The sequence below is a fragment of the Dulcicalothrix desertica PCC 7102 genome (assembly GCF_003991905.1).
Classification (GTDB): Bacteria; Cyanobacteriota; Cyanobacteriia; order Cyanobacteriales; family Nostocaceae; genus Dulcicalothrix; species Dulcicalothrix desertica.
On sequence record NZ_RSCL01000024.1, the window covers coordinates 23,470 to 38,527 of the forward strand.

General features: G+C 39.0%; 11 protein-coding genes and 1 pseudogene. 8 read left to right on the forward strand and 4 right to left on the reverse strand.

Translation table 11 applies throughout. The features are described from left to right. Nucleotides 1-6: 6 nt before the first annotated feature. Nucleotides 7-2,742, reverse strand: coding sequence for a GAF domain-containing sensor histidine kinase (locus tag DSM106972_RS38035; RefSeq protein WP_127085556.1), 2,736 nt, complete (start codon nt 2,740-2,742; stop codon nt 7-9). A gap of 580 nt (nt 2,743-3,322) precedes the next feature. Between DSM106972_RS38035 and DSM106972_RS38040 the strand changes: the two genes are divergently transcribed. The 8 genes from DSM106972_RS38040 to DSM106972_RS38070 all read left to right on the forward strand — a co-directional run bounded on the left by DSM106972_RS38040 (nt 3,323) and on the right by DSM106972_RS38070 (nt 12,809). Further along, nucleotides 3,323-5,158, forward strand: a complete 1,836-nt coding sequence (locus DSM106972_RS38040) for a two-component system response regulator (RefSeq protein ID WP_127085557.1) — start codon at nt 3,323-3,325, stop codon at nt 5,156-5,158. Nucleotides 5,159-5,656: 498 nt separating this feature from the next. Beyond that, nucleotides 5,657-7,051, forward strand: a complete 1,395-nt coding sequence (locus DSM106972_RS38045) for a hybrid sensor histidine kinase/response regulator (protein WP_127085558.1) — start codon at nt 5,657-5,659, stop codon at nt 7,049-7,051. A gap of 84 nt (nt 7,052-7,135) precedes the next feature. After that, nucleotides 7,136-8,338: a circadian clock protein LdpA gene (gene ldpA / locus DSM106972_RS38050; protein WP_127085559.1), complete on the forward strand. Its 1,203-nt coding sequence runs from the start codon at nt 7,136-7,138 to the stop codon at nt 8,336-8,338. A 125-nt stretch (nt 8,339-8,463) separates the two neighbouring features. Continuing rightward, nucleotides 8,464-10,212 (forward strand): R3H domain-containing nucleic acid-binding protein, encoded by a 1,749-nt coding sequence (locus DSM106972_RS38055; protein WP_127085560.1) that lies wholly within the window; start codon nt 8,464-8,466, stop codon nt 10,210-10,212. A 357-nt stretch (nt 10,213-10,569) separates the two neighbouring features. Continuing rightward, nucleotides 10,570-10,737 (forward strand): hypothetical protein, encoded by a 168-nt coding sequence (locus DSM106972_RS55550; protein ID WP_325052258.1) that lies wholly within the window; start codon nt 10,570-10,572, stop codon nt 10,735-10,737. Between the two features lie 9 nt (nt 10,738-10,746). Further along, nucleotides 10,747-10,887 carry a hypothetical protein gene (locus tag DSM106972_RS55555; RefSeq protein WP_325052259.1) on the forward strand — a complete coding sequence of 47 codons (141 nt, stop codon included), beginning with the start codon at nt 10,747-10,749 and terminating at the stop codon, nt 10,885-10,887. Nucleotides 10,888-11,007: 120 nt separating this feature from the next. After that, nucleotides 11,008-11,406, forward strand: coding sequence for a hypothetical protein (locus DSM106972_RS38065; RefSeq protein WP_127085561.1), 399 nt, complete (start codon nt 11,008-11,010; stop codon nt 11,404-11,406). Next, complete coding sequence (locus DSM106972_RS38070) at nt 11,397-12,809, forward strand: P-loop ATPase, Sll1717 family (protein ID WP_411675381.1); 1,413 nt, start codon at nt 11,397-11,399, stop codon at nt 12,807-12,809. Before DSM106972_RS38065 ends, DSM106972_RS38070 begins: the two co-directional genes overlap by 10 nt. 25 nt (nt 12,810-12,834) lie before the next feature. Here the strand turns inward: DSM106972_RS38070 and DSM106972_RS38075 are convergent. The 3 genes and pseudogenes from DSM106972_RS38075 to DSM106972_RS38085 all read right to left on the reverse strand — a co-directional run. Next, nucleotides 12,835-13,005 (reverse strand): annotated as a pseudogene (locus DSM106972_RS38075) (ATP-binding protein); the annotation flags it as partial. Nucleotides 13,006-13,378: 373 nt separating this feature from the next. Further along, entirely contained in the window at nt 13,379-14,677 is a 1,299-nt protein-coding gene (locus DSM106972_RS38080) for a recombinase family protein (protein WP_127085562.1), read from the reverse strand. 24 nt (nt 14,678-14,701) lie between these two features. Then, a complete protein-coding gene (locus DSM106972_RS38085; RefSeq protein WP_127085563.1) occupies nt 14,702-15,058 on the reverse strand; it encodes a VOC family protein in 357 nt (118 codons plus the stop codon).

Here is a 15,058-nt window from a genome sequence, read left to right on the forward strand (position 1 = left end):
AAATAATTATTTGTGCATAATATCTTGTTTTAAAGGAATTTCAATCATAAATTCAGTATTTTGATTCGGCTTGGAGGTGCATTTTATAATACCACCGTGCTTTTCAACCACAATTTGATAACTAATGGCTAATCCTAACCCGGTACCTTTCCCTACTTCTTTGGTGGTGTAAAATGGGTCAAAAATCCGCGTTCTAATATCTTCAGCTATTCCAACACCGTTGTCGGTAATACGAATAATTGCTGACTGCTTATTAGTTGATGTTGCCGTTGATATCAGTATTTGAGGGTTATCGTCATTTGTCTCTTTATATTTATACTTTTCAATAAGCGCATCGACGGCGTTACAAATAATATTTATAAATACTTGGTTAATTTGTCCAGCATAGCATTCAACACGTGGCAAGTCACCATACTGTTTAATCACTTCGATTCCTGGAAAATCTACGCTGGATTTGAAACGATGTTGCAATATCAATAAGGTGCTATCAATACCTTCGTGTAAGTCAACGGGTTTCATGTCCGCTTCGTCGAGGCGCGAGAAATTGCGTAAAGATAGTACAATTGAACAAATACGTTCAGCCCCTATTTCCATTGAGGACATGATTTTAGGTAAATCATCTGTGACAAAATCTAAGTCAATGTCTTTGATTTTGGCGTTTATTACACTGTTATCATCTGGGTACTGTTGTTGATACAATTTTATTAATTCGATTAATTGTTCTGTGTACTCGCTAGCGTGAGATAAGTTGCCGTAGATAAAATTGACGGGGTTATTAATTTCGTGCGCGATACCTGCTACTAGTTGTCCTAATCCAGACATTTTTTCGCTTTGAATTAATTGAGTTTGAGTTTTTTGTAAATCGTAGAGTGCTTGTCCAAGCTGCATTGCTTTACTTTTTGCTTCTGTTTCAGCAGTGCGACTTTGTTCGTAAAGTTGTGCTTGTTGAATTGCTATTGCTGCTTGGTCTGCTAGTTGCTGCAAAAGGCCGATTTCATCATTATGCCAAACTCTCGGCGCCTCACACTGATGAGCAATTAATAAACCCCAAAGTTGTTGACTTATTTTAATTGGTACGATTAAATTTGCTTGTACGTGCAAGCTTTTTAAAAATTCTTGATGACAAGGGGTAAGCGCAGCTGTGGCAACGTTATTAATAGCTCTTGCCTGACCTCGCAGACAAATACGTGCGCTTTCGACAGGGAAACACTCTAATGGTGCTTTGACTGCTAACACAGATGAACAATTACCATTGAGTTCTTCGACAACTACCTCACCGTTGTTATCATCAAATAATTGATAAATTAATGCCCGGTCGGCATTTAATATTTTACGAACTTCACTAACTATTGTTTGTAAAGTCGTTTTGAAATCTAGAGAACCGCGAATCTGTTCGCTAATTAATCGAACCGCATCGGTAATTAGTAGTGCTTTTTCTAATTCGGATGTTTGTGCTTGTACCTGCTGTTTGAGAGTTAAGTTAAATTCTTGCAGTTCTTGATACATTAACTGCTGTTGAATTGACATGGAAATATGATACGCCAATGTTTGAGCAAGTGTAATATCTTCACTGCTCCAAACCCGCGCCTTTCCTTGTCTTTGTTCGTGCCATGCTTTAAAAGAAATTTGCGGTAACGCATTTAAGAGATTTTTTTGGCGCCGTCCTGCCCATAAAATCTCAGTATTATCCTCATTGCGGAAAATACTGACGACACCAACAAAATTTTGATAGTAGCCAAGAGGCATTACTAGTAGTCCGCGAATTTTGGTGTGTTGAAACGCGCTTGTGAGAAAATTTAATTCTGGCTCTTTATAAATGTCGGTTATTGCCCAAACGCTATCAAATCTAAATTCTTCCATCCAATGCTGCCAAAAAGGATGTTCTTCAATCGCCGTGTTTTGTAATGAGTCTGGTAACTTCGGCTGCTCTCCATGAGTATATAACTTACCAGTTGCATAAATATACATTCTACCCCCGCAACCCGAAAGCGCCTCTATTGTTGTCTCAAGTGCGGCTTGAAGTTGAGTTGTTGGTAGCGAATGTAATTGAGTTATAACCTGATTCGTTATTGTTTGGCGCCTTTGCTCTATACGCGCTTGTGCAACCAAATTGCTTTGAGTAATAGCAATGGATACTTGGTCTACAACCTGCTGCAAGACGGGCAACTCGCGTTTAAAAATTGTTCTCGGCTGACTATGGTGCGATACCAATAAACCCCATAAACTTGTTGGAGAACCAGGTTCAAGGAACTTCTGACTTAAAATTGGCAAGACTAGCGAGGACTGTACTCCCATCGCTTTCAAATACTCAATATGGCACTCTTCAACTGCACGATATTGAATAATTTCCTTTCCCTGTAGCTCATTTATTCTGAACGAAGAAGGCAAATCAAGTGGAGACAAGCCAATCTTACCACTCGCTACATCCACAATCGACCGCTGTCTAGCTTTAAGAAACATTTCTCTTGCTTCGAGCGGAATATCTGAAGCTGGAAAATGTAGCCCCAATAAAGAGGGTAACTTATGCTGTTCATTTGATTCGGCGACCACCTCGCCACTTTCGTCTTCATCAAACTTGTAAACCATTACCCGGTCGGCTTGCAAAAAGTTACGAACCTCCAAGACTACTGCATTTAATATCTCTTGCAGTTCTACAGTTTGCCTAATTAGGTCGGTAATACGGTGTAGCAAACCTTCTTGCTCAGATTGCTGAACATTTTTAAAGCTATCAGCAGATTTCATTCCCTGTGTCAGCTTTCAAGCTGTGTATCAAATTATTCTTTAATTTTAATCTCAGTTACTTAGTGCCGTAAGCTCGGAAAATGCTGAATTTTAGACGAAGAAACCCGGTTTTTTTTATTATTTCGCTGTAAAATTACCAATTCGATGAATATCTAATTAGGAATGCAAGTGGGCTGTGTTATTTTAACCTTCGCAATGAATTTTGCTCTACAGCGTAATATTTGGTTGTACTGATAAAAGCATGGTAATTTATTTTACTGGTGGCATTGTAAAAAAATAGTGAAAAGATTTTCAAAGTCTCTTGTATACGGTTATTTGACCTTATTCAGTAATACTTAACCAATAATCAAGATGCTATAACAAGTTTGAAACTTTGTTATTTATGCAGAAATTAGGTATAAATGTGTATTAAGCAAATTGCTGACTTGAAGCGATCTGGATAGTGCTTCTCTAGTTAAGAGGTAGTTATTACGGCATTATCGACGCCTTGTTGCTCGACTAGTTAATGTTTCCGCTATAAAGGCGCCTTTCGTTAAGCGATTTGGTGAAAATTAAAGAATTTTTAGACAGCAAATGCAGAATGAACGATGTCAGTTTGATCAATCCAAAGAAAGATATATTGATTATCGACGATACCGCCGATAATCTCAGAGTTTTGTCAGCGATTTTAATCAGGGAAGGGTACAACGTTCGCAAAGCTCTAAACTGGCAAATGGCTTTAACTGCGTGCCAAACGATTCTACCCGATTTAATTTTGCTTGATATCATGATGCCTGAAATTGATGGCTATGAAGTTTGTCATCGTTTGAAAAACTGGCATAAGACTACTGATATTCCGGTAATTTTTGTCAGCGCACTTGATGATGTTTTTGACAAAGTCAAGGCTTTTCGCGTAGGCGGTGTAGATTATATCACAAAACCGTTTGAATTTGAAGAAGTTTTGGTACGAGTGCAAAATCAAATTGCTCTGCGTGAAGCTCGTTTAGAGGTTGTAAAGCTAAATGCGGAGTTGGAGGAACGAGTAAAGAAGCGAACTCAAGAGTTAGAACAAGCTATGCAACAACTGCAAGTTGAGATTCATTCTCGACGTGAACTACAGGGTAAACTTCTTGACATTGCTTTGCATGACTCCTTAACTGGTCTACCAAATCGCGTTTTATTCATTCGACAGCTTGAAAGAGCGCTGAAACATGCCAAACAAGATACTAACTATCAATTTGCCGTTTTATTTTTAGATTGTGACCGTTTCAAAGTGATTAACGACTCGCTTGGTCATTTTGTTGGAGACGAATTACTTATTGCTATTGCTCGTCGCATTCAGGCATTACTAAGCCCTTTCGATACTTTAGCAAGATTTGGCGGTGATGAATTCGCTATCTTATTAGAAAACATCACTGGTTTAAATATGGCTATTGATGTTGCCGAAGCTGTTTTGAAAAAATTGTCATTAGCATTCAAATTGTCGCGATACGAAGTGTTTATGAATGCTAGTATTGGTATTAGTTGGGGTAATAATAACTACGAAAAAGCCGAATATTTATTACGTGATGCGGACACTGCAATGTATCGTGCAAAGTCATCAGGACGCGCGCAATATCACGTATTTGACCCTGATATGCATTTTAAAGCTATTCAGATATTAGAACTCGAAAATGACTTACGTCGAGCTGTGGAGCGTGAAGAGTTTTTAATTTACTACCAGCCAATTATTTCACTTGCTACAGGTAAAATCGCTGGTTTTGAAGCTCTTGTTCGATGGCAACACCCAACTAAAGGTATGATTCCACCTACCGAATTTATACCCGCAGCAGAAGAAATCGGGTTGATTTACACATTGAATATTTGGATATTTAAAACTGCTTTAAAACAACTCAAAATTTGGCAAAAGCATTCAGCATTCTTAGAAAATATCACAATCAATATTAATTTATCTGCACGGTTATTTTCTTATCCTGACTTCGGCGCCGTCGTAGATAATATTATCGCAGAAACTCAGGTTAATCCTAGCTACGTTGAATTGGAAATTACAGAAAGCGTGATTATGGAAAATAACGATATAGTTAGAGGAATTCTACAGCAGTTAAAACAAAAAAAATTCAAACTTGTTATTGATGATTTTGGTACGGGTTATTCTTCCTTAAGCTACCTTCATAGTTTTCCGTTGAATGCGCTAAAGATTGATAAGTCTTTTGTCAAGAGGATGCAAGATAATCAAGAAAATATGGGACTAGTACCCGCAATGATTGGCATTTCACACTCAATGGGAATGCTGACAATCGCTGAAGGTGTCGAAACCCAAGAACAACTTGCTCAATTGCGTACTCTAAATTGCGACCTCGCTCAAGGATTTTTATTCTCTCAACCCCTAAAGCAAGAACTTGTCCTCGATTTTATTGCTTCTAATCCGCAATGGTAGCGCTGGGTAACGTAACATAATATATGATGCCACAAAAATAAAAAGCTTATGTGAAAATAACGATAATTTAATTCAGACGCGCATGTTATCTAATATACTTAAATTAGACTTGTTACAAAAAGTATCGCACTACCCGATAGTTAGTAGACAATTATAAGTTTTGCTGACTATACGTTGCGCGATAAATCGACCGAATGCTATATACCTCTGGATTATTGCACTCTAAGTATATTTTTTGACAAAATCATTTACGTGTAACAAGTGAAATCGTAGAAACCGGGTTTCTTCATTGAGATATTGTAATAACAAAGACGATTTGTCTGCAACAATGAACGCGTAGAAACCGGGTTTCTTCATTGAGATATTGTAATAAAAAGACGATTTTGCGTAGAAACCCGGTTTCTTGGGTTTTGTTTGTGAAGTGTCTTATTCGTTTACCAGTATATGTGTTTTGTAATATTAATTGTTAAGATAATATAGAACAGGTTATTTTTTGAGATGCTTTTAGAGCGCAATCATAATTATAAAGCTAATATACTCGTTGTCGATGACACACCTGACAACTTGCGGTTGCTATCAGCAATGTTGACAGCACAAGGATACGAAGTTCGTAAAGCTCTGAACGGTAAAATGGCGTTAACTGCGTGTCAAATGCTTTTGCCTGATGTCATTTTACTTGATATTAATATGCCTGGTATGGATGGATATGAAGTATGTAAACAATTAAAATCAGAAGATAAAACAAATGAAATTCCTGTAATTTTTATTAGCGCACTCGATGATGTGTTAGACAAAGTTAAGGCTTTCGATGTTGGTGGTGTTGATTATATCACTAAACCTTTTCACGGCGCCGAAGTAGTATTACGAATTGAAAATCAAATTAATTTACGTTTACTACAAAATAAATTACAAGAAAAGAATATATTACTGCAAAATGCGTTCGACGAATTAAAAGCTGCTCAAGTCCAACAAATACAAAATGAAAAAATGTTTGCTCTTGGACAATTAGTCGCAGGAGTCGCGCACGAAATTAATAACCCCGTTAGTTTTATCTACGGCAATTTACAATACGCAAATGAATATATTCTAGACTTAGTAAAACTAGTAGAAATATACCAAAAAGAATATCCGAATCCAACGCCAAAGCTTCAAGCAACAATTCAAGAAATCGACTTGAATTTTGTAGTTCATGACTTACAAAGTTTAATGGGCGCCATGTATCGGGGTACAGAGCGAATTAGAGCTATTGTACTAGCACTGCAAAATTTTTCGCGTTTAGATGAAGCGATTATGAAGTCGGTGGATATTCATGAAGGCATCGAAAGCACGTTGGTTATGTTGGAGCATAGGTTCAAGGAGACTGCTCATCGTCCAGTGATTGCCGTTGTCAAAGATTTTGCAGCTTTGCCTTCTGTGATGTGTTACGCTAGCGAGCTAAATCAGGTTTTCATGCATATTTTGAATAACGCTATTGATGCTTTAGAGATGGGAAATGGAGCATGGCGCCTGGGGACAAAGAACCGATTGCAAGAAGATGCTGTAATATCGTTAAGTCAAGAGAATTTTGACACTACACAAACATTAGCTTCCCAACAACAAATTCTAAATTCTCATGGCTCACCGCAAATTTTGATTCAAACGCAGCATACAAGCAAAAATACCGTCAAAATTATTATTGCTGACAACGGCCCTGGAATTGACTCTTCTACGTGTTCACGATTGTTCGACCCATTTTTTACTACAAAACCTGTAGGTAAAGGTACTGGATTAGGATTATCGATTAGTTACCAAATTGTGGTTCAAAAGCATCATGGCAATTTAACATGCTATTCTTTGCCAGGAGAAGGAGCTAAATTTGTCATCGAAATTCCAATCACTTATAGTACGTTGTAACTAAAAAGGTTTTCAATTCAAAGAGCAAAAACTTTTTTAGAGGTTAGGGCTACCATTTTTTGTCACAAATAGCATAATAGAAATGTGACTGATTTGTTTAACCCTTTACGTTCTCTAGATTTTGGTCACTGGTTCAAGCTGATCTGCGGAGCCAGTTATCAACACTTGCCTGCGGTGAGAAGTTTAACTTTAGCTTATGCACTGGCAGGCGCCGACTGTATCGATGTAGCAGCCGACCCTGCTGTAATTTCAGCAGCACAAGACGCGCTTAGAGTTGCTTCGATATTATCCACTAAATCTCAAAGCCTGGGTATCAACTGTGAAGTAAAGATGCCTTTCTTGATGGTAAGTCTAAACGATGGAGAAGACCCCCACTTTCGCAAAGCCGAATTTGATGAACGTTTATGTCCTTCGACTTGCCCAAGACCTTGCGAGAAAGTATGTCCCGCTCAAGCAATCGTTTTTAACTCACATTCCAGTAATTTCTCTGGTGTAGTATCGCAAAAATGTTATGGCTGTGGACGTTGTATCCCTATCTGTCCCTATGATATAATTTATACAAGTTCTTATGTATCAACGCCAGGAGCGATAGCACCATTGGTATTGTCAACAGGAGTAGACGCAGTAGAAATACATACCAAAGTAGGACGTTTTGCGGAATTTAAGCGGTTGTGGCAAGCAATCGAGCCGCACGTTGAGCAGTTAAAATTAGTTGCTGTCAGTTGTCCTGATGGCGAAGATTTAATTGACTATTTACATGCCCTATATGAACTTATAGCTCCAACCGTTCCTAATTTAATTTGGCAAACGGATGGTCGTCCAATGAGCGGTGATATTGGTTCTGGCGCCACTATTGCGGCAATAAAGCTGGGGCAAAAAGTTTTGAAAGCGAATTTACCAGGATATGTGCAGTTAGCAGGAGGCACAAATAGCTACACTGTTGCTAAGTTAAAGGCAATGGGAATGCTAAGAAGTAGTGCTGAGAGTAGTGAGCCGTATAAAGTGCTGAGTGCTGAGTGTAAAGACGTGATTAATCACGTCTCTACTCAGAACTCAGCACTCAGAACTCATAACTCTTATATTTCTGGTATAGCATACGGCAGTTATGCGCGTGCATTGCTGTCACCAATTTTGGAACAGTTAGAAACAAAGGAGGTGAATCAATACGATGTTAAATGTGTTCGTCTAGAGGACGAGCCTGAATTGCTCTGGCAAGCGGTAAAACTTGCCCATTCTCTCGTTTCCCAGCTCAAGTCACAGCAAAGTATAGCGCGTACCTTGTACTGAAACTGCATTAAGTGTTATTTCAGTTAATAGGGTTTATAACAAGTACTTTTTAAAGCACTTTGTTATAGTTAATTTCGCGCATCATAAATGTCCAAAAAATCTCTTAAAACGTCACCATAAAAAGCATGACGATTAAAGACGAGCTCCAAAAGTTATTAGATATACTGCCTCAAGACCTGCGAGAAATTCTAGAGAATCATCCGCAACGAGATAGTTTAGTAGAAGTGGTCTTGGATTTAGGGCGCCGTCCAGAAGCTCGCTTTCCTGATAAAGCTGAGTATTTAAGGGAGGCACCTATCACTCAAGCACAAATCGATGATTGTGTATCTAGAGTGGGCAGCTTTGGTGGAGACAATCGTGCGGGGATTGAGCTGACCCTGCACCGTATCAGTGCCATCCGTAACCGTTCCGGCAAAATAATTGGTTTGACCTGTCGTGTTGGTCGAGCAATTTTTGGAACGATTGGCATGATTCGCGATTTAGTGGAAACAGGTAAATCGATACTCATGCTAGGTCGCCCAGGTGTTGGTAAAACTACTGCGCTGCGCGAAATTGCCCGCGTCTTGGCGGATGAGCTTAACAAGCGTGTGGTCATAATTGATACATCGAATGAAATTGCTGGTGATGGGGACGTTCCGCACCCAGCAATTGGCAGAGCTCGTAGGATGCAAGTCGCCCATCCAAACGAGCAGCATCAAGTGATGATTGAGGCAGTGGAAAACCACATGCCAGAAGTTATCGTTATTGATGAAATTGGTACCGAGCTTGAAGCCGTAGCAGCGCGGACAATTGCGGAACGAGGCGTGCAGTTAGTTGGTACAGCGCATGGGAACCAAATTGAGAACTTGATTAAAAACCCCACTTTATCAGATTTAGTAGGTGGTATTCAAGCTGTGACGTTGGGAGACGACGAGGCACGACGAAGAGGCAGTCAAAAAACTGTTTTGGAACGTAAAGCATTACCCACGTTCGATATTGCAGTTGAAATGCACGAACGTAAGCGCTGGGTTGTTCACGAAAGTGTTGCTGATACAGTTGACACTTTATTACGTGGGCGCCAACCGAGTCCGCAAACCCGAACCGTCGATGAAAATGGTAAACTTTCTATTACTCGCCAGTTAACAGCAATAAATGGTCGAGGTGGAAACGTCACAACTCTCGATGAAAACTTTGCATCCCAACGGCAGCAAGGTAGTAATTGGCGGTCATCAGGTAGAATGGCGCCGTTGCAGGCAGTACCCACTGAGCTAAACGGCTCCAATGCACCGAAAAGCGAATTTGACCGTTTGCTTTCACAAGAAGCAAGTTTTGATACCTCAGACTTAGAATTTGATGAAAACTCACGAGTACCAGGACCCAATGGCGAAGACTTGCCGTTGCACATTTATCCATATGGTGTGAGTCGCCATCAACTCGAACAAGTCATCAAAGTATTAAACTTGCCAGTTATCTTGACAAAAGACATAGACAGTGCAGATTCTATTTTGGCACTGCGGTCACACGTCAAAAACCATGCCAAATTAAGGCAATTGGCGAAGTCAAGACACCTACCACTGCACATGATTAAATCGAGTACCATCCCGCAAATTACGCGCGGGTTGCGAAGAATGCTTAACATCGATGACCCAGAATTTTCTGATGAAAACGAATTGCAGCTATTTCTTCACAACGGCACCGACGACGAAATGGATGCTTTGGAAGAAGCAAGACTTGCAGTCGAGCAAATAGTAATTCCCAAAGGGCAACCAGTAGAATTATTACCCCGTTCCGCTCAAGTACGTAAAATGCAACACGAATTAGTCGAGCATTATCGATTAAAATCTAACAGTTTCGGTGAAGAACCTAACCGCAGGCTAAGAATTTACCCAGCATAAAACCCTGCAACCAAAAATGAAGCTATAAGCTGGAACTGTAAACTGAAACTGTAAACTGAAACTGTAAAAGCTAAATATAGAACAGGCATCCCTGCCTGTTCTATATTTAGAAAAATTTTATAGCATCAAAATCAAACCAAACTTAAGTAGTAAATTGTCATTCTGAGCGCAGCGAAGAATCTCTCAGATGTCTAAAAGAGGACTAAAGATAAATATATGAATATTATCATTATTAAATTTATTTTGAGTTTAAATACATCAAAAATATACTGCGTAAATTATTATAAATATTTTTAACAGTGAAGTCTTACCAAAAGTATAATAAGTAGAAATAAAATCACCGCACATCAAAAAACAATGACCGAAACAAAGCTTATACGTACCGTGTGCAGAGGAAAAATATTCCCTGAAATTCAGTGGACAGAAGAGCAGAAAGATAAACAGCAAGCAGAACGTGAAGCGTTCAAGGCACGCTGTAAACCTATTTTTGACTGGCTGAAGCTACAATATATTCAAACTCATTAGAAGTGGAACATGGCTGTTGAACCTAGTAGTGGCGAATATTTTATCGATAAACATGAAATTACAGTCATAAATATGTGTCGTAAAAAGCACCTTGAATCTCCCTTTGACCTCTTCCAAATTAATGAAACATGTGTATCTGGAACAATATAATTGAGGGTTGGTTTGGAGAGAATTATTAAGTTAATATTTGATATATAATTTAATAGTAAGCAAAGCTAGGCTATAAAAGTAAAACAAGTTAAATATAAAAAATGACAATTAGTACGTTTGATGGATACATTTGATAAATGTTCTCAACTTGGTGCATCCCGTCGTCGATTTGAAGATGCCCAAATACTAAACAGCCAGAAGCGTTGGACAGGTTCCATTTATTTAGGAGGGTATGCAATTGAATGTTCTCTAAAATCATTAATCTGCTATGAAGAACAAACAACTAATTTTAAGAATACGAGTGTTTTTCAAAAAGGGCTTCAAGCATCTAGCTTACATAATTTAGTAACCTTATTGGAAGCTTTGCCTGTAATACAACGTGCTATACAATTAGACCGTACTGGTAAATATAAAGAAGCATGGAATTTAGTAACCTTCATATGGCGCAACGACGAGTTACGTTACTCTGATAAAGTCGGGGATGAAGTAAAACAGCTAACGATAGTAAAATATTTTTAAATGAGTTACAATTTTATGCAGCAACTGCACAAGAATTAGAGCCAAATGATATTCCAAATATATTTCAAAGAACAGAAGATTTTCCCAAGTTTTTAAGTAATCGAACATGGCTAATCCGTGGAGCAAAAGGAACGGGGAAAAGTCTTTTATTCAGACTATTTGTAGAACAGCCTAATGCAGCTAAGGAATTAGCGGCTTTAGATGTTAATTTGAATAATGTTAATTTTGTTCCAGGTCACGGTCAACCGAGAGTATCAGTAAGTATTTTAGAAAGTGGGGATTTAGTTAGCTATGAACAACAAGTTGGCGAGGATAACTGGCAGTTTTTTTGGTTAAATTACAGTATCTTACAAATATGTAGTTGCAAACCTGAAATCCGTTCGCTTTCTGGCTTGTCAGATAAATTAGTTGCATTAAGCAATTCAGAGCAACCTCCTCATGCTGAAATTGTTTCATGGTTGGTTGAGCGCTCACGAACAGCTCAAGCACGACCACAAGCTGCTGACGAATTACGTGTAATTGATAGGTGGTTACAACAGAATAATCAAGTAGTGTGGCTGTTTTACGACGAGTTAGATGCTGGTTTTGGTTCTAGTCAAAAAGATTACGAACGTCGTAAACGTGCGTTAGAAGCTTTACTCGCATGGTGGTTAGAAAGCGGAACAAGTTCAAGGCAAATAGTCCCTAAAATATTTCTACGCGAAGATATTTGGAATCAGCTTAACTTTACAAATACAGGGCATTATAGCGGACGCTCACTTCAGTTGCGTTGGGAAGAACCTGACCTCTGGTGCTTAGTACTTCGCCAAGCTTTGAAAAGTTCTGAATCTTTGAGAAAAGTCTTAGAGCAAAAGTTAGGAGTTACTGTTGACAGGTTAAATTTAATAGGACTTGAACAATTACGGCAAAGCCTTTATCCTTTGTGGGGTGAAAGGATGGGACGTACTAAAAAAGCTTATACATACAATTGGGTTCGTAATCGTATTGCTGATAGTCAAGATAATTGTTTTCCACGCAGTTTAATATTACTTCTACAAAAAGCAGTTGAACTTGAGAAAGCTTTTCAAACTGAGTATAGTGCTGAGATAACTTTGCGTCCGAAAGCTTTAATTGATGCTTTCCCCTTCGTTTCACAGCAGCGTGTTGCAGAAGTTCGCAATGAATATCCTGAATTAGAACAACTTCTTGCAAGACTCCAAGGTGAACGTTCTCCTATTGACGAGAACCATTTAGCTCAAATATGGAATTTAGGAGATGGGGAGTTAGCTTTTCGCATTAAAGATATGATAGAATCTGGTATTTTTACAGAACGTTCTCGACCTAAAGACCCTCCTCCTCGCGTATACGGTATTGCTGAATTATACTTATATGGACTAGATATGGTTCGCAAAGGGCAGCGGTAGTAAGAATAAAATAGGATGTACCTATTTAGCAAATAGGAGTTTCGATTATAAATTCGGCGCCTTTTCCTAAACTTGAGTGACAGTAAAATTTACCCTGATGCTTTTGGGTAATAATTTGGTAACTTATTGATAAACCTAAGCCTGTACCTTTACCAACTTCTTTAGTTGTGAAAAACGGGTCAAATAATTTATTGAGCTATGTTTCACGTAATACCAATTCCATTGTCAATTGGGAAAGTCCCCTGGTAACGCACGCCATCGACACCCTTCACACAGAACATAAAAAAAGGCACCATCGAACCTCCCAAACATCTACTTCTCTCAGACGACCACCAAGTTTTGTTGCTGGAATAAAAGGTTCAATCAGTATACAAAAGCTCTTGGGTGAGGTTGGTGGAGTATGATTTACTCATAGTCACGAGAGTGGTGCTGTTGTCTTTACTTACTAACCGCGATTAGCCCTGAGAACTTTTTTTACGAGGGTTGCTGACTTTTTCAAACATCCTCTAATGCATTGATGGCGCCCCGCTTGTTTAGAACGGGCAAGGATGCCCATTCCACAATACTTACTAAAAAATAAAGATTATTTGTAATTCCCAAGAGTTGTCTTGACGGATGATTTCAATTTCTCTAATAAATTCGCGCAGGTAAAATCGTCGCTCAGATTCGGAGAGGTCGAGCCAAAATTCAGGAATTGATACTGCTTGTGCTACTGAGCGTAAGTTGACAGGGGGAAGGGTTGCTAGTTTCGCTTCCATTGCTGAAATTTCGGTGCGAAGCTTATAAGTTCTAAGTTTGGCTGTTTCTTCGTCTAGAACACCTGTTTTAATCAATTCTGGAATTTTTTCTAAGATGCCATTTGCGCGCGCAATTTCTTGTCCTAAGTGATTTTTTACTGTGTCTAGTTGAGGAAAATTTACTCCCTCAACTGCTTTTGGTAAGTCTTGACATACAGCAGAAATCGTTTTCCCTAAAACTTCTTGGTAGGGAATTGATGGGCATTTGGGTTGTTTAGGACAGTTGATGGGACGTAAATATAGATATTCTTTTGTTTGTTTGCGTATAGTGACGCGCGTAATAGTCATGTGTGATTTACATTCGCTGCAAGTTACTAAACCCGCTAAAGAACGGGGTGCGCTAGCGGAACGTGTACTTAAACGACTGTTACGACGCAATAACCTGTCTACTTGTGCTGCTTCTTCTTTAGTAATTATGGGTGCATGTGTATCTGAAATAATCTCGCCATTTTGGTATGCGGTGTTGCCTCGATATACTTGATTTGTTAGCCAACGCTTTCCTGTGGTGACAGAAATTTTTTTGTTGTACTTTTTTGCTATATACCGTACAGCATTTCGTAATGAACCATAAAGCAAGAAGTTCTCGAAAAAGTCTTTAACAACAAGTGCTGTGGTACGGTCAACTATGTATTTCCCTTTACCCCTGCGATACCCGTAAGGAACTTTACCCGGAGGAGGCGCCACATCAAGACGGTTGCGAGCATGACCTTGGCGAATGCGACGACTACGATGTTGATATTGAATTTGCTGTATTAAATTAATTAATTCTATGTGTTGATTAAGTGTATTTTCTGAAGAATTATAGCTTTGCTCAACTGCAACTAAAGTAATTCCTAAAGCTTTTAATTCTGTAATACGTGCGCTGACTTGCTCCAAATTATCACCCAATTCTTCTAAAGTACGAATTAACAGATATTTTGGAGGATTGTCTCGACAGTCTGTTAGTAAATTTTCGAGTTGTTCGCGTTTTCCTAAGTCCTCATAAACTCGGTCAACTTCCCACCCCCAACTATTTGGTTCGGGAGTAACATCTAAAAGTGGGTCGGTGTAAGAATAAGCAAAAACCGTCATAGTGTAGTTACGGTAATGACTATATTATGCTTGACCTAACTCAATCACATTTCCATCCGGGTCTTGAGTAAAAATTGCTGGGCGCCCTGACGCACTTGGTTGTATTGGGAAGTTATAATTTAGTAGCCGCTGTTTAGCGGCATCTAAGTCGGAAACTGAAAAAGCTATATGGGGGTTGCGTCCCCATTTTTCGTGTTTAGGCTTATTTACGACTTCTGGCGCCACAATTAAATGAAGCTGGTAATCTCCAACTTGATACCACGTACCCGGAAACTTCATTACTCGGTCAATTTTTGATATTCCCAATACTTCACCGTAGAAATGCTCGGCTTTTTCTAAGTCAGTGACGAGTATTGCTGTGTGTAATGGTGTTAGTTGCAT